Source organism: Ensifer sp. 2TAB8, from assembly GCF_052115125.1.
In the GTDB taxonomy this organism is placed as follows: Bacteria; Pseudomonadota; Alphaproteobacteria; order Rhizobiales; family Rhizobiaceae; genus Ensifer.
The window spans coordinates 1-20,577 of the sequence record NZ_JBFRGB010000016.1; the positions used below are offsets into that span (position 1 = coordinate 1).

Sequence of the window (20,577 nt, forward strand, 5' to 3'; positions counted from 1 at the left end):
GGCCTGTGGAGCGGCATGTCCTACACCTTCACCGTGACCGCAAAGAACGCGGCGGGTGTTGGTCCGTCGTCTTCGGCGTCGCAGGCGGTGGTGCCGAGAAATTTCCAGACGATCGGCTTCAGCCCTGGTCCCCAGACCTTCGGCACGACCCCTGTATTGTCGGCGATGAACACTTCCGGGCTCCCGGTCGTGTTCAGTTCGACAACGCCCGATGTCTGCACCGTGACGCCGCCTGGCGAATTGACGTTCCATTCTGCGGGCACCTGCACCATCAGTGCGGACGCAGAGGGCAATTCTGCTTACTTCCCGGCACAGACGATCACGCGGTCGTTCGCTGTCAATCCGGCCTTGCCCGGCGCGCCGACGATCGGCGCGGCAACGGCGGGGGACGAACAGGCCGAAGTCTCATTCGTACCGCCCGCATCGTCCGGCGGCGCGCCGGTAACCTATACGGTCACAGCAGACCCGGACGGAGCGACCGGCACTGGTGCGCAAAGCCCCATCACGGTTGCGGGACTGACAAATGGCGTTGCCTACACCTTCAGCGTGACGGCGACCAACGCGGCTGGAACCGGCAGCACATCGGCCGCGTCCAATTCCATCACGCCGGTGGCGGCCCAGGCCATTACCTTCATCAATCCCGGGGCACAGAACTTTGGCACCGCGCCGATTCTGACAGCGACGTCGGATTCGGGATTGTCTCCGACCTTCACGTCCAGCACGGAAGGCGTCTGCACGGTCACGAGCAGCGGCGAATTGACCTTCGTTTCTGCTGGTATCTGCACGATCAATGCCCTTCAGGCGGGCGACGCGGCCCATCTTCCGGCTGCCCAGGTCAGCCAATCCTTCGCGGTCAATCCGGTGATGCCCGGCCCTCCGCTCATCGGCGGTGCGACAGCTGGTGACACACAGGCCACGATCACGTTCACGGCACCCGCATCGGACGGCGGGGCCGCTGTCAGAGATTACACGGTGACGGTCAATCCGGGTGGCGCAACGTTCACCGCGTCGTCCAGCCCCATCATCGCAACCGCATTGAGCAATGGTGCTACCTACACCTTCACCGTCACTGCCAATAACGCGGTTGGTATGAGTGCGCCCTCCGCCGCGTCCAACGCGGTAACGCCGGTTGCGACGCAGTTCATCACCTTTGCCAACCCCGGTTCGCAGACCGCAGGGACTAGCTCTACATTGACGGCGACGACCAGTTCCGGCCTGTCGCCCGTGTTCACCTCGATTACGCCGGGCGTATGCACCATTACCGGCGCGACCCTGACATCGGTTGCCGTCGGTACCTGCACGATCACTGTCGACCAACCCGGCAATGAGGCCTATCTCGCCGCGCCAACGGTTACCCAGTCCTTTGAGATCAATCCGCAGCTTCCTGCCGCCGGCGACGTCTCTGCAACGGTCGCGGCAAACTCGACCGCCAATCCGGTCACGCTTTCGCTCTCCGGCGGTGCGGCAGACAGTGTCGCGGTCGTATCCGCCCCGTCGCATGGTTCGGCGACCGCTTCCGGCACGTCGATCAGCTACACGCCGGAACCTGGTTACTCCGGTGCAGATAGCTTCACTTACACGGCCATGAACGTGACTGGCACTTCGGCGCCGGCGACGGTTACCGTCACGGTCAGCGCGCCCACGTTCGCCTTCACGCCCGCCGCCGGTGCGCTCGAGGGGGGAGCGGTCGGCAGGGCCTATAGCCAGCCGATCAGCGCGGCGAATGGTATGGCACCGTACCGCTACGCCGTTTCCACCGGGGCGCTCCCGGCGGGCCTGCATCTCGACGCATCGACCGGCGCGATCGTGGGAATGCCGACGGCGGAGGGCATCCACGGCTTCACGATCGTGGCGACAGATGCAAACGGGGCGAGCGGCTCGGCTTCCTATACGATCGCCATCGGCCGGCAGCTTCCTGCCGCCGGCGACGTCTCCGCAACGGTTGCTGCAAACTCGGCAGCCAATCCGGTCACGCTTTCGCTCTCCGGCGGTGCCGTAGACAGCGTCGCGGTCGCAGCCGCCCCGTCGCATGGCTCGACGACCGCTTCCGGCACGTCAATCAGCTACACGCCGGAACCTGGTTACTCCGGTGCAGATAGCTTCACTTACACGGCCATGAACGTGACAGGGACCTCGCCGCCGGCGACGGTTACCGTCACGGTCAGCGCGCCCACGTTTGCCTTCACGCCCGCCGCCGGTGCGCTCGAGGGGGGAGCGGTCGGGAGGGCCTATAGCCAGCCGATCAGCGCGGCGAATGGTATGGCACCGTACCGCTACGCCGTTTCCACCGGTGCGCTCCCGGCGGGCTTGCGTCTTGACGCATCGACCGGCGCGATCACGGGAACGCCAACGGCGGAGGGTAGCCATGGTTTTGCGGTCACGGTAACCGATGCAAACGGGGCGAGCGGCTCGGCTTCCTATACGGTCGCCATCGGCCGGCAGCTTCCTGCCGCTGGCGACGTCTCTGCAACGGTCGCGGCAAACTCGACCGCCAATCCGATCACGCTTTCGCTCTCCGGCGGTGCGGCAGACAGTGCCGCGGTCGCAGCCGCCCCATCGCATGGTTCTGCGACCGCTTCCGGCACGTCGATCAGCTACACGCCGGATCCCGGTTACTCTGGTGCAGATAGCTTCACTTACACGGCCACGAACGTGACTGGCACCTCGGCGCCGGCGACGGTTGCCGTCATGGTCAGCGCGCCCACGTTCGCCTTCACGCCAGCCACAGGTGGGCTCGAGGCGGGAGCGGTCGGGAGGGCCTATAACCAGTCGATCAGCGCGGCGAATGGTATGGCACCGTACCGCTACGCCGTTTCCACCGGTGCGCTCCCGGCGGGCCCGCATCTCGACGCATCGACCGGCGCGATCGTGGGAATGCCGACGGCGGAGGGCATCCACGGCTTCACGATCTTGGCGACAGATGCAAACGGGGCGAGCGGCTCGGCTTCCTATACGATCGCCATCGGCCGGCAGCTTCCTGCCGCCGGCGACGTCTCCGCAACGGTTGCTGCAAACTCGACCGCCAATCCGGTCACGCTTTCGCTCTCCGGCGGTGCGGCAGACAGCGTCGCGGTCGCAGCCGCCCCGTCGCATGGTTCAGCGACCGCCTCCGGCACATCGATCAGCTACACGCCGGATCCAGGCTATTCGGGTGCTGACAGCTTTACCTACACGGCCACGAACGTGACCGGCACCTCGGCGTCGGCGACCGTGCGGATCACCGTCGCGGCATCCAAGCTCACATTCTCGCCAGCGGGCGGCGATCTGCCTGACGCAATGGTGGGAGAAGCCTATCTGACAACGGTGACCGCCAAGGGTGGCCAGGGCGGCATTCTTTACAGCCTGTCGCGCGGAAAACTGCCAAAGGGCATGATCCTGAACGTATCCACGGGCGAATTAAGCGGCCCGCTGGATGCTGATGTCGACGTCGGGACTTATAGCTTCACGGTCGCGGCACGTGATGCCACCGGCAATATCGGTGAGGCGAGCTATCGGCTGGCGGTCAAGGCGCGGGGTGTCACGGTCGTAAGCCGATCCTACACGCTGGAGGAAGGTGACACTCCACGCAACGTCTACCTGAACGAGGGTGCCACGGGTGGACCATTTACTGGCGCCGAGATTGCCTTTGTAAGCCCCCCCAATGCCGGTAAGGCGGAGATCATCGAAGGCGAGCTTGCGACAAGTGGAGCGTTCGTTCCGGTTGGCTACTATCTGAAGTTCACGCCCAATCCCGGCTTCTTCGGGACGGCGGTCATCGGGTACAGGTTGGAAAGTGCGCTCGGCGCATCCGATACAGGCACTGTCAGCTACGCGATCGTGCACAATGGCGAAAAGGTTGCAGCAGAGATCGACGGGCTGGTGCGAGACTTCGTCCGAACACGGCAAAATCTCCTGTCGAGAACGATTGAAGTGCCGGGCCTGATCGAGCGCCGCAAGATGGGTCGCGCGGGCAACGATCCGATCTCGACCAGCATGTCGCCCTCTGAGAATGGAATAACGCTCGGTCTTTCCACCAGTCTGGCTCAGCTTCGTTCCACAGAGGAAATGGAAGACGGGGGCGAAGGCGTGGCGGCAGTGTCGCCGTTCAATGTCTGGATCGATGGCGCTGTAACGGTGCACCAAGGTGATGAAAATGACGGACGCTGGGGGACCTTCGGCCTGATTTCTGCCGGCGCCGATTACCTGCTGTCGGAGAAGGCGCTCATCGGCCTGTCGTTCCATTTCGACCGCATGACCGATCCGACCGATGCCGATGCCGAACTGACCGGCAACGGCTGGCTGGCTGGCCCCTATGCCTCTTTCGAGCTTGGCTCCGGCGTGTTCCTGGATACCAGCCTGCTTTACGGCGGTTCCTGGAATGACGTCGGCACGAAGTATTTCGACGGTTCGTTCGATACGCGCAGGCTCATGTGGGACACGAAGCTACAGGGTCAGTGGCAACTCGGGGACGCGACCGTACTGACACCTGCACTGCGTGCGGTGTTCCTCAAGGAAAGCGTCGACGACTATAGCGTATCGAGCGACGACGGTAGCACAGTCGAACTGAAAGGGTTCACCGAGGATCAGCTGCGGCTCAGCATCGGGGCGGATCTGGAACGGGTTTACCGTCTCGAAAACGGCTTGCTGCTGACGCCCCGCTTCGGCGGTACGGCCGGATTTGCAGCGCGGGACAACAGCGGGGCGTTCGGAACAGTCAGCGCCGGGCTGAACCTCTCCAACGACCTCAACTGGGATTTCGACTTTTCATTGCTCTATGGGATCGAAAGCGAGGGCGAGCAGGCAGTGGGAGTGAAGGCCGGCGCACATGTGCGTTTCTGATTGATGTTTGGCTGCGCCGCCGCTCGACAAGGTGGCCAGCATGTTCCCGGATCGAGCGGTAACGACACGCCTGAATTGGCGGGGGATCACTGGCTGCGGACGCCTGGGTTCACCGCCGCCAACGTCAAGACGGCTGTGGAATAGCTCCGTTCATTTGGGCCTGCTGGCCGTAGAACACGCGGATGGCAAGGACGACGCCAGCGAGGAGCGCTGCGACGCCGGCCGCCTCCACCGTCGTCGGCCAACGCGCATGGACAACAAGTCCACCAATCACACCGAAGGCCGTTTCCGAGACGATCAACTGCGCCGCAAGCGCGACGGGCAGGGTCCGCGACGCGACATTCCAAGCCCACACCCCGCACACTGTCGCCATCAGTGCCAGCGAAGTTCCCCACAGATAGAGGGAGCCAGCAGCCTCCCAGCCGAAACCGAGCTTCGGAAGCTGAAAAAGGTCAGTTGCCGCACCGATCGGGTAGAAAGCGAGCATCTGAACACCGCCGCCCATCAGGATCAGTGCGGACCATATGCCCGAGGGCATGTCCGGGCGGATTGCCAGCGCCGCCTGATTGGCGATCGCGAACCACACCCACAGACCGACCGCGGCCAGAGCAAGCGGAATACCAATCCAAAGCGAGCGGACGGAACCGAGACTATCTGCGGTGAATGCGGTGCCGTTGACCAGAACGAGGCCGATCGCCACCAGTGCGAGCGGTGCCATCAAGAAGCGCCATGGCAGCGACTGCTGCCCCCGGTTTCCGATGACGGCAAGCACGATCGGCACCAGGCCAAGGAAGGCAGGTGCAATGACCGGGCCGGCGAAGATTGCAGCTCCCGTTACCGTCAGGAAGTAGCCGACATAGCCGATGAAGGCCAAATCGGTCGCAGTCAGGGCGTTTCGAAACGTCAGGTGGTGTAACGCCGTCTTCCGTTCTGAAAACAGAATGACGATGCCAACCATCGCCGAGACGATGTGCCGGATAAGAGCGAAGTCGAACGTGGAGAAGTCGCCGATTATGAACGGCACGACGAAATTGAGGGAGAAGGCAAAGGCTGCAAAGAGCGCCGCAAATACGCCGACCGAATACTGCCTGTTCATCATGAGCATAGCCTCAGAGTTCTGATCGAGCTTTGCCTATTTCTCGTTGCCAAGCTCCGTTTCCACGATCCTTGAAGGGATAATCCTTCCCTTCGCGCACTTCGACGCATAAGTTCGCAAGAGGGTTTTCGAAAAATAGAAACATGAACTGGAACGATGTCCGCTACTTCCTTGCAGTGACACGCCAGGGCGGCCTCACCGGCGCTGCGCGTGAGGTGAAGGCCAGTGCTTCGACGGTGGCGCGCCGGATAGAGACGCTCGAATATGCACTGAAGACGCGCCTGTTTGAGCGCCGGCCGGCCGGCTATGAACTCACTGACGCAGGCAGGGCGATGGTCGAAAAAGCAACGGCGATTGAAACCGCCATGCGCGAACTTGAAGGCAGCTTCTGTGGTCAGGACGGTCGTGTCTCGGGGACGGTTCGGATTATCACCGTCGACACGCTCGCACATCATCTGCTCATGCCAAACCTGCCTGCTTTGCAGGAAGCCTATCCCGATCTTTCGTTGGGCGTTTCGGTCAACGCCACGTCCTTCGCCCAGATTCCGCAGCGAGAGACGGATATCGGCCTTCGGCTCTGCCGCCCTGAACAGGGCAACTATGTGGTGCGCCGGATTGGCACGATTGCGTTCGGCCTCTACGCGTCGAGAGCCTATCTTGAGAGCCACCCCGTCCGGGAAGATCATTTGCCGATCTCCGGCCATAGGCTGATTACCTGGGGCGATCCCCTGTCGTTCCTTGTCCTGCCCAAGACCCTGCGCTCGTGGGTCGAAAGCGGCATCGCCAACCTGACGGTCGACACGATGCAGGCGCAGGTGCTGGCGACGAAGGCGGGCAACGGCCTCGGCGTGTTGCCGTGTATCCTTGCGGACACGGAGGAACAGCTTGTCCGGGTCAAACCCGACCTTTGCAGGCAGGAGGAAGCCATCTGGCTTGTCGTTCATGAAGGGGTCCGCGACACCAAGCGCATTCGTGTTGTCGGCGATTTCCTCGAGACGATCGTGAAGCAAGGCCAGCGCGCACTTTCCGGTCGGAATTCGGAACAATTGCAGGTGAAGTGACGCATGAGTGCTTTGCCCTTCGGCAGGGTGAAGGGGGCGTCGCGGCGCGAAACAATCAGCGGTCAAGTTGGCGAGGGCATCATGGATCGCCTCGAAGCAATGAAAATGCTGCTCGCAGTCGTCGATGCCGGCAGTATCTCAGCAGGGAGCAGGAAACTGAACGCCCCGCTGCCGAGCGTCAGTCGCAAGGTTGCCGAACTCGAACGGCACCTGGGGGCGAGCCTCATTGTGCGCACCAGCCGCAACCTTCAACTCACCGATGCGGGCAGGGAATATGTCGAGGCGGCCCGAAAGATCATGGGCGATCTGGAGGAGGCGGAGCGCCGGGCCTCGGGCGAATACCAGACACCGCGCGGCACGCTGACGATCACCATGCCGGTGGAGTTCGGCGCCCGCTACATCATGCCGATCGCGCTTGGCTACATGGAAAGGCACCCGGAGGTCTCGCTGAAGCTCCTTTCGCTCGACAGAACGGTGCATCTTGTCGAAGAACAGGTCGATATCGCCATTCGTCTCGGCGACCTCGCGGACAGTTCGCTCTATGCGGTCAAGGCGGGAGAGTTTCGCCTGCTGACCTGCGCCAGCCCGGCATACCTTGAGCGCCGGGGTATACCGGCGCATCCGGGCGATCTTGAAGGCCATGACGGAATACTCTTCAACAAGCGGACGTTCTTCTGGACGTTCGAGGTCGACGGCCGCCCGGTGGAAGCCGTTCCTCGCAATCGTCTTGAGGTGAATACCGCGGCCAATTGCGTGGCCGCGGCGGTCGGAGGAGCGGGTATTGCCCGCTTGTTCGACTACCAGGTCCCGGACGAGCTGGTATCGGGTGCCCTCGTGCAGGTTCTGGAGCGTTTCGACGGTACGCCGAGACCGATCCACATCGTCTATTCCGGCCAGGGAATGCTCACGTTGAAGGTGCGCTCCTTCATTGACTGGGCCCTGCCTCGTCTTCGCACCGTCTTCGGGCAATGCAATACCTTAAAGGCCTAGTCGGCGAGGGCCTGGCGAATTTCGTCTATGGTTCGTGCCGGATCCTGAAGGTGCGGGAAGTGGCCGATACCCTTGAGAACGGCGAACTGCGAACGGGTCCGATCGGCGAACTCCTTGCCCATCTCCGGCTTGATGTAGATGTCCTTTTCGCCCCAGATCACCTTGATCGGGGTCCGGAGCCGAAACAGATTGGCCTCGAGATAATCTTGATCCCGCGTGAAGTGGGCGTAATAGGATGCGAAGGCGTCGGCGGTCGTCACGCCGTCGCGCGTCCAGGATTCCTTCATGTCCGATTGCACTCCGGAGGACAGGTCGAACTGGTTTTCCGGTGCAAGGCCGCGCCGATGCACGTTCTCCAAGATCTCGTCGCTTGTCTTGTTCATATAGGCCCGTGTCGGTGTTGCCGTCGGTTCAGCCTTCAGATTTTGCAGGCTCTCGTACATCCAATGCGGCCTGTTGAACGGCGCAAAGTCACCGACGATGATCTTCTTCGCGACCGTCGGTTCGTCGAGGGCGAGAAGGAGGGCAGGGAGGCTGCCGATGTCCGAGGCGTAGATGACCAAATTTGACCGGTCGACGCCCGATCTGTCGATATAGGCCTTCAGAACCTTGGCATAGTCCTTTGGAGAATAGGAGAACTGCTCCGGGGAAGGACGCGACGACTGGCCGTAGCCAGGCCAATCGAACGCATGCACTTCGGACTGTGCGCCCAGAGTTTCCACGATCTTCGTCCAGACGGCCAGCGTCTCCGGAAACCCGTGCAGGAAGAGAACCGTGCCGTTGGGATCGGCAACACGGGAAACCATCCGACGGAGCGTTATGTTCTCGTCGATCGTGATGAAGTCGATCCTCGGGGCCGTCGCGGAGCCGGCAGTCTCGGCGTGTCCTGTTGCGGTCGACGCCATCACAACAGAGGCTGTTGCGACGAAGGTCTTGAGTAATGCCATGTCTTTAGGTCCTTCCTGTCTCCGATTGGTGAGTGTGACCAGAGCATCGGGCATCGAGCAGTCGGTCGGCAGATGGAGTTTTTGAGAGGCACCCTCTTGAACGCGGGCGGATGCGCTTCGAGTGGACGCTGTGCATTCAAGCGAGAGGATGGCTCTCAGATTTGCTCAGTTCCGGACAGCGGACGCCATCCGTAGATTCCCGTCATTCATGGAGCGCCGGTGTTCAACCGACGATCCCGAACGAAGCAACGAGACAAGACAGTCGCTCGCGACGAAAGGATTGAGGAAAATGAACGACATCACTGCCTCCCCGCAGAAAGAGACTCTGGAAAAGGTAAGAGCGCTTGCCGGCCATTCGACCGTTGGCACGAACGATCTCGATGCCGCAGCGGCCTATTATGACAAGCTCCTTGCCGTCTTCGGCATCGGCCGCGTGCTCGTCCAGCCCGGGCGCGCCGTCTACTACGGCCACCGAACCCTCGAATTCGGTGTGACGAAGCCCTTTAACGGAGAGACGGCCGTTGCCGGCAATGGCACCATGGTCGCCTTTGAAGCGCGCTCTCGCGCCCAGGTCGACCAGGCTCATGCCACGGCATTGGAAGCAGGAGGTTCCGACGAAGGAGCTCCCGGCCCGAGAGGCCCGGACGGCGGCGACCCCTATTGTGCCTATTTCCGAGACCCCGAAGGCAACAAGTTTCTCGTCTACCGCAAAGGCCCCGACGAGGCCTGATGATCAATGGAGCGCGGGAGCCGCCGCGTTCGGCGAGCTCCCACCCGACCTGAGTCAGCGTATCTTTTGAACAGGAGCTCTGCGCGGATCTCTCCAATGCGCTTTCTGGATTAGCGGACAGGAGTTTCAGAAATGTACCTGGAAAACAAGGCTGGCAAAGGGCCAGTCACACGGCGCTCGTTTCTGTTTGGCGGCGCCGCGATCGGTGTAGCCGCCGCGGTGTTGCCCGCAACCGGCATCGCAGCCGACATCGTGAACAAAACGGCGAAGGGCGATGCCATCCAACCATTCATGGCCGACATTCCCGAAAGTTCCCTCGTCGATCTCAGGCGGCGCCTGGCCGCAACACGCTGGCCGGATAGCGCGACCGTCGCGGATCGGTCCCAGGGCGTCCAGCAGCAGAAGCTTCGTGAACTCGCGCAGTACTGGCAGTCCTCCTATGATTGGCGCCGGGCAGAGCGGAAGCTGAACGCGTTTCCGCAGTTCCTGACGAGGATCGACAGGCTCGACATTCATTTCATCCACGTGCGCTCCCGCCACGAGAACGCTCTTCCGCTGATCATGACCCACGGGTGGCCGGGTTCGATCTTCGAACTACTTGACGTCATCGACCCGTTGACGGCCCCGACTGCGCATGGCGGCAAGGCCGAAGACGCCTTCCATCTCGTGATCCCTTCAATCCCCGGCTTCGGCTTCTCGCAAAAGCCGACCGCGACTGGCTGGGATGCGCGGCGGATCGCAATCGCCTGGGACGTCCTCATGAAGCGGCTCGGCTATAGCCGTTATGTCTCGCAAGGTGGCGATTGGGGCGCGATCATCAGCGATACCCTGGCGCGTCAGGCACCCGACGGACTGCTCGGCATCCATGTCAACAGGGTGGAGCGTTCGACGACGCTTCCAGCCGACGCTGCGAAAGCGTTGAAGGACGGCAGCCCGGCTCCCGAAACCATGTCTGCCGACGAGAGGAAGGTTTTCGACGAGACCAGGGACTTCCTGAACAACGGTTTCGGCTACGCCTCGATCCTCAGCACGCGGCCGGAAACGATCGGGTACGGCGTCGCAGATTCTCCGGTGGGGCTCGCGGCCTGGCTCTACGACAAGATCGCGGATTGGGTGTTCACGCGTGGCGATCCGGAGCGGGCACTCGGCAAGGATGCCATCCTCGACAACATTACCTTGTATTGGCTGACCAACACCGGCCCCTCGAGCGGACGTATCTATTGGGAAAACCTCAAAGCAGGTGCAAAGCTCACGCCGGCCAAGGTGCCGGTGGCCGTCACCGTCTTTCCGGGCGAGGTCTACCGTCCACCGCGGAAATGGCTGTCACAGGCCTATCCGGAGCTCGTCTACTATAACCGCGCCTCGAAAGGCGGGCACTTTGCCGCATGGGAAGAACCGCAACTCTTCAGCGAGGAGATCAGGGCAGGCTTCAAGGCCATGCGCCTGTAGAAGACGTGTTGTCGTCCAGAATGAGCAAGACCAAGTAGCGCCGACAGACGAGGACATTGCTGGATCGATGGTGCGACATCCTCATCTTGCCGGCTTCGCCCGAGCGCGTGATGCGCGGTTCTGGGCCAGCCCGGACTCTAAAGTCCGTTGTGCAGCTGGTCGGGTGTCGGCACTACGATCGGGCGGTTGTGCGCTGGTGTCGGCTGCAAGGCATTCGGGGAAATGCGGCGGAATTTTTAGAAGGATGTACGGAGCCGGAACGACAGGCGTTCCGGCTCCGTACAGGAGAGTTACTCCGCGAAATGGGTCAGCCAATGGCGCGGCTTGTTGTCCGCCAGCTGAGCGACCCGATCGATCTTGTTGCTCATCACCCAGGCCATTGGCTGCTGGTGCAACGGCAACATGATGACTTCGTCCTTGACCATCTGCAGTGCCTTGGTCTGCAGTTCGAGCCGTTTCGTTCGATCCATTTCGGTCGATGCCTGGATGACCAGCTTGTCGATCTCCGGATAGCTCCAGCCACCCCAGTTGAAGACACCCGCCTTGTCGCTCCTCGTTTCGATCATCTGGAGCAGGATCGAGTAACTGTCGAGCATCGGCTCGTTCGCCCAGCCGATGATGTAGACGTCAGCCAGGCCACCCGTGCGCTTGGGCGCCTGTGCGGCCGTCGGGCCAATGTCGAGCTGCGGCTTGAAGCCTGCGCGGCTCAGCATGTTGACGATGCTCTGGCAAAGCTCCTCCTCGTTGACATAGGCCTCGTTCGTGCAGACGAGGGTGAAGGGGAGATCGCTTGCGCCGGCCTCGGCGAGCAGCTTCTTCGACAATTCAGGATCGTATGGCACGACCTTGTCCAGTGCTTCGACATATCCCGGGATTTCCGGCGCAATGATCGCGCCCGCCATCCGCGACTTGCCGCGCATCACCCGCTTCTGGATGAGGTCCTTGTCGAGCGCATGGGCCACAGCCTGGCGGACACGCAGGTCGTTGAACTTGTTGTCGACGCCGTCAGCCAGTTTCGGCTTGCGGTTGAAGCCCATCATGATGGTGCGCAGATCGGTGCGCTCCATCACCTTCAGGTCCGGCTGCGCGACCAGGCGCGGAAGATCCTGCGCCGGCGCATTCTCGGTGAAGTTGATCTCGCCAGACAACAGGGCCGCCACGCGTGTCGCGGCCGAGACGATTGGCGTGAACTCGATGCGATCGATGTTGGATTTTGCCGGGTCCCACCATTCGGTGTTCTTGACGAGAACAGTCTTGCTGTCGGGCGTGCGGCTCTCGAGCTCGAACGGGCCCGTGCCGTTGGTGTGGTAGGTGGCGTAGCCTTCGATCTTCTTGCCAACGTCGGTCGGCTGCAGCGAATTGTTATCGGCGAGCCACGTGGCGTCGAAAATGTGGATATTCGTCAGGTCGTTCAAGAGCAGCGGGTAGGGGCCGGTCAGTTCGATATCGACCGTGTGGTCGTCGACCTTCTTTGCCGACTTGTAGGCGGGAAGGTTGCCACGCAGCGGAGATGCCGGATCGCTGACCCGCGTGAGCGAGGCGATCACGTCGTCCGCCGTGAATTCGGCGCCATTATGGAACTTGACGCCCTCGCGCAGATGAAACCGCCAGACCGTGTCCGATACCGTCTCCCAGGAGGTCGCCAGGGCCGGCTCGATCTTCAGGTCGGCGTCAAAGCGGACGAGCCCCTCATAGACGTGATTGAGGAAAGACAGCGTGTAGCTGTCGCCATAGGAATAGGGGTCGAGCGAGTAGATATCGCGCGACGAGCCCCATTTGAGCGTCTCCGCGTGAGCAGCCGCGGAAAGCGCAGTCGACATGGCGGCTGCGAGGATCAATTTCTTGAGCATTCTGCTGTTCTCCTTTGTTGAAGTCACTTATCCCCTGGACGGGAATCTTCTGCGGCGCGGCCAGTGGCGCGGCTTGATGCAGCCGCGCACACGACCTGCGCGATCTCGCTGGACATCGCCGTCGGCCGGCGATGTCCAGCGGAATCCGGATAAGCTTTAACCAGCGCGAGCGCCGCCGTTTCGACCACCGCTTCTGGCGGTCGAGTTCATCGAGCAGGGGGTAATCAAGGCTTCACCCTTGAAATCCGTATCGCTGTTAAATTTTGGCGGTGCAGCTGGAAGCGCCAAAGCCGTTGGCAATCGGCTGCCAGTGGGGGCTTGGCACAGGCGTCACCTCGAACGGAGGCTTATCCTGCGCCAACCCTCACGGGTCTGGTTGCGGAACGCTGCGTTCGATGGGGACGCGGAAAATGGCGATCGGGTGAGAAGATGTCACACTGGCCGGTTCAACGGCGTGTGTCGGCGTGTACGCCCGTCGCAAAAAGTCCAGCGGATACGCTGTCTCGACGGTCTTCCAAGGACCTTGCATCAACACTGCTCCTCCCTAGCTCGTGCCTTGCTGATCCGCACCATCGCACATTGAGAGGGCTTGTCAACGTAATTGTCGACAATTGTGAATACTATAATTGTCATCTTTGTTGACAATTATTTGGTGGCCTGGGGTCAGGTATTCTTCGCCCGTCGTCAGGCCTCAGCCTTCACCTCTTCCCGGCCGTATGGCTGTATTTCCTTGTCTGCCATTGGCGGGCGGGAGCGCACGTCTACCCCGTTCGCGGCATTCGACTATGACCTCAACCTCCCGATCTTGGCGCGGGGTGCCTTGGCAGAGCTTGATCACGACGGTCCCGGCGCCGATAAAGGCGGAAAATCACAGGGAGATTCGTTGCCATGAGAGCACTTATCCAGCGCGTTTCATCTGCGCGTGTCACCGTCGACGGTGGGGTGACGGGGGAAATCGGCAATGGTCTGTTGATCTTTGTGTGTGCGATGAAAGGCGACTCTGAAAAGGAGAGCGAATGGCTGGCGCGCAAGATCGTCAACCTGCGCATCTTCAGAGACGACGCGGACCGCATGAACCGTTCGGTTGTCGATGTAGGCGGCTCGGCTCTCATCGTCAGCCAGTTCACATTGGCAGCCGAGACGAAAGGCAACCGACCAGGCTTTTCTACGGCGGCGCCGCCGGAAGAGGGCAAGCGCCTCTATGAGAATTTCTCTGCCAATGTCACCGCCCTTGGCGTTACCGTTGCGAACGGCGTCTTCGGCGCCGACATGCGGGTGGAATTGGCCAATGACGGTCCAGTAACGATCTGGCTGGATACGGCTGCCGGTTAACCGGCATCAAGCCGCGACGGTTTGTCTCCTCTCAAGACCCACTTGCACGACACGTTTGGCCGCTATCCGGTGAAATCTCGGCTGCGTGTCGCCTGGGATTGCTGGGTCAGAGGCGGTGCGATCCTTCCTCGGGCGACGAGCGCGAGCAGATTGCCGAACATCGCGGCTGCTCCAACGCCGCAAGGCACGCTCTCGTCGACGTTGACCAGCGGCACTCCGGTGGCGAGCGCAGCCGGCGCTGGATGTTCTTACGCTGCCCTCAAGAGTGGCCTTCTTCAATCTTGGGAAGGAACCACGCAAGGAGCCCCGCAAGCGGGAGAAAGGAGCAGAAGTAGTAGACCGTTTCGACGCCATAGCTGTCGGCGAGTATTCCGAGAAGCGCTGCGGCAATGCCGCCGAGGCCGAAATTCAGGCCATAGAACAATCCGCCGATGAGCCCGATGCGGTGTGGTAGCAGTTCGATGGCGTAGATCAGGATCGATGCGAAGGCGCTCGCCATGATCAGGTTGATCATGACCGTCAGCACCCCGGTCCAGAACAGGTCGGCATGCGGCAGGATCAGCGTTAGCGGAAGCGGCCCAAGGACGGAAATCCAGATGATCCGGTAGCGTCCGATACGATCCCCGATAATGCCGCCAATCAGCGCCCCTGCCGCCGAAGCCAGCAGGAAGATGAACAGCATCATCTGGGCGGAGGGGATGGAGAGACCGAATTTCTCCATGAGATAGAAGGTGTAGAATGAGCGGAAGCTCTCGCCATAAGCGTTCTTGGTGAACATCAGCAACGTCAAGACGACCAGGCCCACGCCGATCGTCCTTGGTGCATGACGGGCCGCGCCGCCCGACTTTTTGCCATCTGCCCGCAGTGCCGCGAATGCAGCGCTGATTTCCCGCTGCTTGCTGCCGATCCACACCAGAAGCGCCATGGCCAGCAACGCCAGAACGGCAAACCAGGCAAGGCTCGGCTGTCCCCAGGGAACAATGATCAGTGCCGCAAAGACCGGGCCGAGCGCGCCGCCCGCCTGGCCGCCGACCTGAAACAGTCCCTGTGCCAATCCCTGCCGGCCGCCGGCGGCATAACGCGCCATGCGCGTCGCTTCCGGATGAAAAATGGATGATCCGATCCCGATCAGGGCGACCGAGACGAGGATCACCGCATAGCTGTGGGCGAGAGCGAGGCTAACCAACCCCGAGAGCGTAAACATCATCCCCACGACCGGCGAATAGGGCGCCGGATGTTTGTCCGTCACCATGCCGATTGCCGGTTGCAGCAGCGATCCGGCGATCTGGAAGGTCATGGTGATCATGCCGATCTGCACGAAATCCAGGGCGTAGGCTTCCTTCAGGATCGGGTAGGCCGCCGGGATCAGCGACTGCATGAGATCGTTGAGGAGATGGGTGAGACCCAGTACGACGAGCACGGCAAGATGCGTCTTGGCGCGCGTCATGGTGGTGACGGCGGTCATGGTTTTTACTTGGCCTTTGGGAAACGCTGAGACGAGGCTAGCGGTGTCCGCAGGCCTCGTCGGCAGTGATTGGATTGAGGCGTTTCCTCAGACCGGGCGGACGTTTTCCGCCTTCGATTTGCCGGTCTTGCGATCCTGGCCGAGGTCGTAGGTAACCTTCGCACCATCCCGCAGCGGACCGCCGGACTGTACCGCCGACACATGGACAAAAACGTCCGGTCCGCCATTATCGGGGGTGATGAAGCCAAAACCCTTGTCTTGATTGAAGAATTTAACCGTTCCGCTTGCCATAGTGTCCTCGTGATCGAAGCGGCGTACTGCCGCCGCAGGAGCTTAAGCATCGTCCGATGGACGGGCAACCGCTTATTCGCACTTCATGTAAACGATCCGTTGTATGCCGCACCGGATTTTTCGGGGGAATGACGTGTTCCTGCCGGGCAGGGCAGGTGTCTCCCTTGACCTTGCACATTGCTGGATGCCTGCTCGACCCGGAAATTGTTGAAGGCACGTTCGTTTCGCGGCTGGTCCGCCGGCGAGACGATAACCAAATATATGCCAAGAACGCCAGCGGCCTTCCTTCCACGACAGCGATGCCAAGGCGTCCACAGTGATAAAGAGATCGATGAAAGCAACGGAAGATCAAGCTGGTGCGCCAGTCGCGTCCGCATCCATGCCCGGGGAGGCTGAGGCCATTCGCGCCGGGCCGGCGGTGAAGCAGATTGTGCGAGAACTCGGCCTACCATCCAAAGTTAAGGCTGTCCCAATTGGATCGGGTCAGAACTCTATCGCCTATGATATTGGCGGGACGGTCCTTCGTATGCCGCGCCACACGGGCGCCGAACGCGACCTCCTGCAGGAGGCGGCAGTTCTTTCTGCCGTGCGGCCGCTCCTTCCCGTGCCGGTTCCCGATCTCGATGTGCGCCGCGTCGACGGCCAGCTCGTTTCGCTCCACACCAAAATCGCCGGCAAGCCGTTGACGAACCTGAGTGGTCTGAGCGAAGGGCAGCAGCGGGTCTTCGCAGCGGACGTTGCCGCCTTTCTGCATGCCCTGCATTCGGTTCCGACAGATCGTGTGGCGGCCCAGCCGGCCGGGGCGTCTTCGTCCGAATGGGGCAGACTTCTGGCGCAGTGCGAAACTCTGGCCTTCCCGCTGCTCGCGCCTGGAACCGTCACCGCCATACGCGAGAGCTTTTCCGATTTCCTCGCCATCTGTGACACGCTTCCGCGTTGCCTGATTCACGGGGATTTCGGGAGTGGAAATATACTCGTCGACCTTGGCCGACTTTCGGGCGTCATCGATTTTTCGGGTTGCGGCCCTGGCGATCCTGCTTACGACTTCGCCAGCCTCGAGGCAGGGTTCGGGGGGCGGTTCGTCGATTTGGTGCTCAAGCACTTTTCGCTCGGCAGCGCGGCAAGGGATCGCATGCGCTTCTACCGGATGACGTTTCCGCTTCTCGACATTCTGCACGGCATCGAGAATCGCGATCCCGAAGCGCTCGATGCCGGTGTGTGCGCTTTTGGGGGCTGATCTGCCGAACGGAATGGGAAGTGGTCCTGTCTAGCGTGATGGGTGCCAGGAACATGCCGATCCACTCATTCGGCGATTATCCGAATTGTGCCACCTCAGACACATATGCCTCGTAGCCAAACAGCGAATCCCGGCTCAAATCCTTGCCGTCAAACCGTGCCATGAAGTCTTGGAGGTCGGCTTGTCGCGAAAAGCCCAGCGCCACCGCCTCCATGCTTTCCGGTTCGTCGTCTTCGCCCGCATGAGCCGCGCTCATCTCAAGCGCGCCCAGCCTATCGAAGTTGGCCTGCATTTGGAATGAAAGCCAAACCAGGTATTCCAGTGGGTAACCGGGACATCCTCCATATGTAACGATGAATGGATAGGCCAACCGGAACCTGTCGATCAACATTTCACCATCCGTCACGAAGACGAGAAGATCACTCTCCTCTTCCATGTTGTGAAGCTCGATGGTCAGATCATGCTTGCGAAGTGCGACGTAGCCACTCAGCCTATCCTGCGGCAATGACGTCAAGAGGATGTCGCGCCACCGTTGGATGGCATCGTCTAGCTCGATGCGTGTCAAGAACATGAAAAGATCCCCTGTGACGATACCGCTGCCTTAGAGTTCGTCGAGACTGCTGCAGGCTTTCAAAATTAACCTATGTTTAAGCGGTCACTTTAAAATGAAAACCTGTTGGACTACTATCCTCTACGGAACGATATCCCGATTTGATTTTGCACCAGTACAGAGGGAAGGAACTGAGTTCAGTAGCATTCGCAATTCGACGCCAAGACTGGAATGGAATTCCGAGTATAAGCTGATATATCCATGGATAATGTATTAATTAATGAAGCTATGAAATAAAATTTCGAAAATACATCTGAATATCGTAAAAATTATTACAGATGGAGACTGCAATTATGTGTATTTCAGTTGCTTTTGTCGACGACCATCCGATCCTGCTGGAAGGGTTGGTCAGTTTGTACGCCGGAAGAAGCGACCTCGATATCGTCGCCAAAGGCGAGAATGCAGTCGACGCATTGAAAATAGTCGAAGAATATTCGCCGCAGGTTCTCGTGCTCGATTTAAGCATGCCTGGCGATGCGGTTGCGGCAATAGAGTTGATTGCGCAGAAATACCAGGAGACGCGCGTTATCGTCTTCACCGCGAACTCGAGCATCGAGACGGCGATCCAGGTTCTGAATTACGGCGTGGCCGGCTACGTGCTCAAGGGCAGCAGCGCCACCGACCTTCACCAGGCGATCCGCACCGTTCACGACGGCGAAGTGTTTATCTCTGCCGGGTTCGCCACGAAGGTCATCATGGCCATGAAGTCGATAGAAATGCGCCGGCTGAAACAGATACAGCAGCGCCTCAGTTTGCGCGAGGAGCAGATCGTCCGTCATCTGATGAGGGGCAGCACCAATCGTGAGATCGCGACCTGTCTTGATATCAGCGAAAAGACGGTCAAGCATTACATGACCGTGCTGATGCAGAAGCTTGACGCCAGGAATCGGCTCGAGGTCGTGCTCGCGGCTCAGCGATTGGGTGTGTTGGCGGACGGCAGTGCCGACCGTGTTGCACCCGGACGCGTCAACTAGCGGCTCTTTTCCGCATTCAAACCATGTTTCGATCCGGCCGCGCGCGTCCTTCCTAGCCGTTGAGAGCGCCTGCGCTATGGTCAAGCGGCAAAACGGCAGTCACGACAGTTCCATTGTGGCGGCGGATCGTGCGCATCCGGCCACCGAAGGCGCGGATCCGGCGTCTTTGGGTCAGCGTGCCGATGCCCGAACGGGTCGTTCTTTGCTGCGCCTGTTCGCTTGGTCGCACTCCGACATCGGCTACTCTCACGAACAGCCGGTTACGCTTCAGGGCGAAGCGCACATGCTGGCGGTTGCCAGGTGCGTGGCGTTCACTGTTCATCAATGCTTCCTGGATGAAGCGGTAGACACAGATGTTCAGATGCCCATCGGGTCTGCGGGATTCGATCTCGCCGACAACATCGACATCGCGTCCCGTCAGATCCATATGGCGCGAGACTGCCAGCTGTATAGCGTCGCCGAGCCGCATCTCGTCCAGTTCCGGCAGCACAAGGTCCGACGATATGTTGCGAAGATCTTCGAGCACGGTGGTGACGGTCGCGACGAGCTTGCCAACATCCTGTCTGCTCGCCAGTTCGCGAGATTGATCGGTGGCGCCGGGGTCGGCAATATCACTCAGTCTGAGCTTGAGCAGTGTCAACAGTTGCACGGGGCCGTCGTGCAGGTCGCTGCCGATCTGATTGAGGATCATCTCGTTGAGCTTCCCAGCTTCGAGCCTGGCGGAATCGGCCGCCGAACGTAAACGCCGGTTCTGGTTCGAAAGCTCGACTGCCCGCGAGAGACTGCGTCTGATGGCGCCATGCTGTTGATCGATGAGACGACTGCCGCTGCGAACGATCAGAAAGAGCAGTGCAAGCATGGGGACGGTGAGGAGCAAGACGGTATTGATTGTCGAACGCCAGGCGCCCGACAGTTCCGCCAACAATGCGTCCGGCCGCTCGTAGAATTCGCCGACGAGGACGACTTTGCCTGCTCTGTCGCGGACGAGCGGCGCGTAGACCTCGATGGACATGCCGTGCTGTTCGCCGCTCGTGTTTTCATGTTCTTCTTCATCCCGCCCCACGACGATCTCGCCCGCAAGCGCGCGTTTCAATTCGTCGAAGACGACCTTTTCGGTGACGCTTTGACCGGAGGTCGAATACAGAATGTTGCCGTCGGGCTGCCAGATCTTCAATTCCAGCACGTGCTGTCCGAGGGCACTGGTCCCAAGCAGGGCCTGGAGCTTCTCCTCGACGCTCGGGGGCAGGGCGCCGCGTTCGATGTCCTCCTGCGAAATCAACGGCGCAACGAAGGCTTCCAGATAGCCCGCTCCCAACGAGCCAACGCTGTTCAGGACTGTTTTCTCCAGCCGGTTCGTGGTCAGGACAGCAAGGGCGATCATCAGGGTCAGTACAATGAACGTCGCGATGATGATGAACTGGGTTTCCAGGCGCAGGCGGCGAAAGGACCGAAGCAAGCTTCTGACGGCGACGGGTCGACGCAAGCTCAGAGGAAAGAACTGTTTGGCGGATGGAAAGTCGTTTTGGCCAGGGTCCATGACTGTTTCCCGGTTCATTGCTCAGGCGATTATATTTTTCACCCCTTAACAAGGCGTGCGTCAATGGCAGGCCTGCTCCACCGGTCATATATACGTTGCAGCACAGTATCCCCGTCGGGACCAATGGCCACAAGGAAACTCGGACCTAGGTCTGAAGACAGCTGGGACCAAGGTCATCGGCAAGGTTCGT

Annotated in this window: 15 protein-coding genes; 8 read left to right on the top strand and 7 right to left on the bottom strand. The window is 60.7% G+C overall.

Features of this window, described 5'->3' with window-relative positions:
• The first annotated feature begins 15 nt into the window (after window positions 1–15).
• Window positions 16–4,818, top strand: coding sequence for a putative Ig domain-containing protein (locus tag AB4Z53_RS23500; protein WP_441597909.1), 4,803 nt, complete (start codon window positions 16–18; stop codon window positions 4,816–4,818).
• 124 nt (window positions 4,819–4,942) lie between these two features.
• Here the strand turns inward: AB4Z53_RS23500 and AB4Z53_RS23505 are convergent, their stop codons facing one another.
• Window positions 4,943–5,914, bottom strand: a complete 972-nt coding sequence (locus AB4Z53_RS23505) for an EamA/RhaT family transporter (protein WP_441598021.1) — start codon at window positions 5,912–5,914, stop codon at window positions 4,943–4,945.
• A gap of 143 nt (window positions 5,915–6,057) precedes the next feature.
• On the opposite strand from AB4Z53_RS23505, the gene AB4Z53_RS23510 reads away from it, so the two are divergent.
• Window positions 6,058–6,975, top strand: coding sequence for a LysR family transcriptional regulator (locus AB4Z53_RS23510; protein WP_441597910.1), 918 nt, complete (start codon window positions 6,058–6,060; stop codon window positions 6,973–6,975).
• 81 nt (window positions 6,976–7,056) lie between these two features.
• Window positions 7,057–7,965, top strand: coding sequence for a LysR substrate-binding domain-containing protein (locus tag AB4Z53_RS23515; RefSeq protein ID WP_113541257.1), 909 nt, complete (start codon window positions 7,057–7,059; stop codon window positions 7,963–7,965).
• On the opposite strand, the gene AB4Z53_RS23520 is transcribed toward AB4Z53_RS23515, so the two are convergent.
• A complete protein-coding gene (locus AB4Z53_RS23520; RefSeq protein ID WP_441597911.1) occupies window positions 7,962–8,912 on the bottom strand; it encodes an alpha/beta fold hydrolase in 951 nt (316 codons plus the stop codon). The two genes, AB4Z53_RS23515 and AB4Z53_RS23520, sit on opposite strands and share 4 nt — an antisense overlap.
• A gap of 289 nt (window positions 8,913–9,201) precedes the next feature.
• On the opposite strand from AB4Z53_RS23520, the gene AB4Z53_RS23525 reads away from it, so the two are divergent.
• Window positions 9,202–9,642, top strand: coding sequence for a VOC family protein (locus tag AB4Z53_RS23525; RefSeq protein ID WP_441597912.1), 441 nt, complete (start codon window positions 9,202–9,204; stop codon window positions 9,640–9,642).
• 132 nt (window positions 9,643–9,774) lie between these two features.
• Window positions 9,775–11,091 (top strand): epoxide hydrolase family protein, encoded by a 1,317-nt coding sequence (locus tag AB4Z53_RS23530; RefSeq protein WP_441597913.1) that lies wholly within the window; start codon window positions 9,775–9,777, stop codon window positions 11,089–11,091.
• 290 nt (window positions 11,092–11,381) lie between these two features.
• On the opposite strand, the gene AB4Z53_RS23535 is transcribed toward AB4Z53_RS23530, so the two are convergent.
• Window positions 11,382–12,941, bottom strand: coding sequence for an ABC transporter substrate-binding protein (locus AB4Z53_RS23535; RefSeq protein WP_441597914.1), 1,560 nt, complete (start codon window positions 12,939–12,941; stop codon window positions 11,382–11,384).
• Window positions 12,942–13,829: 888 nt separating this feature from the next.
• Here AB4Z53_RS23535 and dtd point away from each other — a divergent pair.
• On the top strand, window positions 13,830–14,273 hold the full coding sequence (gene dtd, locus AB4Z53_RS23540) for a D-aminoacyl-tRNA deacylase (protein ID WP_113541250.1): 444 nt from the start codon (window positions 13,830–13,832) through the stop codon (window positions 14,271–14,273).
• A gap of 259 nt (window positions 14,274–14,532) precedes the next feature.
• On the opposite strand, the gene AB4Z53_RS23545 is transcribed toward dtd, so the two are convergent.
• Both AB4Z53_RS23545 and AB4Z53_RS23550 read right to left on the bottom strand, forming a co-directional pair.
• Complete coding sequence (locus tag AB4Z53_RS23545) at window positions 14,533–15,738, bottom strand: MFS transporter (RefSeq protein WP_441597915.1); 1,206 nt, start codon at window positions 15,736–15,738, stop codon at window positions 14,533–14,535.
• An 87-nt stretch (window positions 15,739–15,825) separates the two neighbouring features.
• Entirely contained in the window at window positions 15,826–16,029 is a 204-nt protein-coding gene (locus AB4Z53_RS23550) for a cold-shock protein (RefSeq protein ID WP_113541248.1), read from the bottom strand.
• Between the two features lie 379 nt (window positions 16,030–16,408).
• Here AB4Z53_RS23550 and AB4Z53_RS23555 point away from each other — a divergent pair, with 379 nt between their 5' ends.
• Window positions 16,409–17,266: a phosphotransferase family protein gene (locus AB4Z53_RS23555; protein ID WP_441598022.1), complete on the top strand. Its 858-nt coding sequence runs from the start codon at window positions 16,409–16,411 to the stop codon at window positions 17,264–17,266.
• A 76-nt stretch (window positions 17,267–17,342) separates the two neighbouring features.
• Here the strand turns inward: AB4Z53_RS23555 and AB4Z53_RS23560 are convergent, their stop codons facing one another.
• Window positions 17,343–17,837, bottom strand: a complete 495-nt coding sequence (locus AB4Z53_RS23560) for a hypothetical protein (RefSeq protein ID WP_113541246.1) — start codon at window positions 17,835–17,837, stop codon at window positions 17,343–17,345.
• A 332-nt stretch (window positions 17,838–18,169) separates the two neighbouring features.
• On the opposite strand from AB4Z53_RS23560, the gene AB4Z53_RS23565 reads away from it, so the two are divergent.
• The gene (locus AB4Z53_RS23565; RefSeq protein WP_113541245.1) at window positions 18,170–18,850 is read left to right on the top strand and encodes a response regulator transcription factor; all 681 of its coding nucleotides are present in this window, start codon (window positions 18,170–18,172) and stop codon (window positions 18,848–18,850) included.
• Between the two features lie 52 nt (window positions 18,851–18,902).
• Here AB4Z53_RS23565 and AB4Z53_RS23570 read toward each other — a convergent pair whose 3' ends face one another.
• Window positions 18,903–20,405, bottom strand: coding sequence for a sensor histidine kinase (locus AB4Z53_RS23570; RefSeq protein ID WP_441597916.1), 1,503 nt, complete (start codon window positions 20,403–20,405; stop codon window positions 18,903–18,905).
• Window positions 20,406–20,577: the final 172 nt, after the last annotated feature.

Bases quoted from the DNA above. Each gene is read 5' to 3' on its own strand.
- AB4Z53_RS23500 (WP_441597909.1), top strand. From the start codon at position 16: ATGTCCTACACCTTCACCGTGACCGCAAAGAACGCGGCGGGTGTTGGT.
- AB4Z53_RS23510 (WP_441597910.1), top strand. From the start codon at position 6,058: ATGAACTGGAACGATGTCCGCTACTTCCTTGCAGTGACACGCCAGGGC.
- AB4Z53_RS23520 (WP_441597911.1), bottom strand. From the start codon at position 8,912: ATGGCATTACTCAAGACCTTCGTCGCAACAGCCTCTGTTGTGATGGCG.
- dtd (WP_113541250.1), top strand. From the start codon at position 13,830: ATGAGAGCACTTATCCAGCGCGTTTCATCTGCGCGTGTCACCGTCGAC.
- AB4Z53_RS23515 (WP_113541257.1), top strand. From the start codon at position 7,057: ATGGATCGCCTCGAAGCAATGAAAATGCTGCTCGCAGTCGTCGATGCC.
- AB4Z53_RS23525 (WP_441597912.1), top strand. From the start codon at position 9,202: ATGAACGACATCACTGCCTCCCCGCAGAAAGAGACTCTGGAAAAGGTA.
- AB4Z53_RS23550 (WP_113541248.1), bottom strand. From the start codon at position 16,029: ATGGCAAGCGGAACGGTTAAATTCTTCAATCAAGACAAGGGTTTTGGC.
- AB4Z53_RS23505 (WP_441598021.1), bottom strand. From the start codon at position 5,914: ATGAACAGGCAGTATTCGGTCGGCGTATTTGCGGCGCTCTTTGCAGCC.
- AB4Z53_RS23570 (WP_441597916.1), bottom strand. From the start codon at position 20,405: ATGAACCGGGAAACAGTCATGGACCCTGGCCAAAACGACTTTCCATCC.
- AB4Z53_RS23530 (WP_441597913.1), top strand. From the start codon at position 9,775: ATGTACCTGGAAAACAAGGCTGGCAAAGGGCCAGTCACACGGCGCTCG.
- AB4Z53_RS23535 (WP_441597914.1), bottom strand. From the start codon at position 12,941: ATGCTCAAGAAATTGATCCTCGCAGCCGCCATGTCGACTGCGCTTTCC.
- AB4Z53_RS23565 (WP_113541245.1), top strand. From the start codon at position 18,170: ATGTGTATTTCAGTTGCTTTTGTCGACGACCATCCGATCCTGCTGGAA.
- AB4Z53_RS23560 (WP_113541246.1), bottom strand. From the start codon at position 17,837: ATGTTCTTGACACGCATCGAGCTAGACGATGCCATCCAACGGTGGCGC.
- AB4Z53_RS23545 (WP_441597915.1), bottom strand. From the start codon at position 15,738: ATGACCGCCGTCACCACCATGACGCGCGCCAAGACGCATCTTGCCGTG.
- AB4Z53_RS23555 (WP_441598022.1), top strand. From the start codon at position 16,409: ATGCCCGGGGAGGCTGAGGCCATTCGCGCCGGGCCGGCGGTGAAGCAG.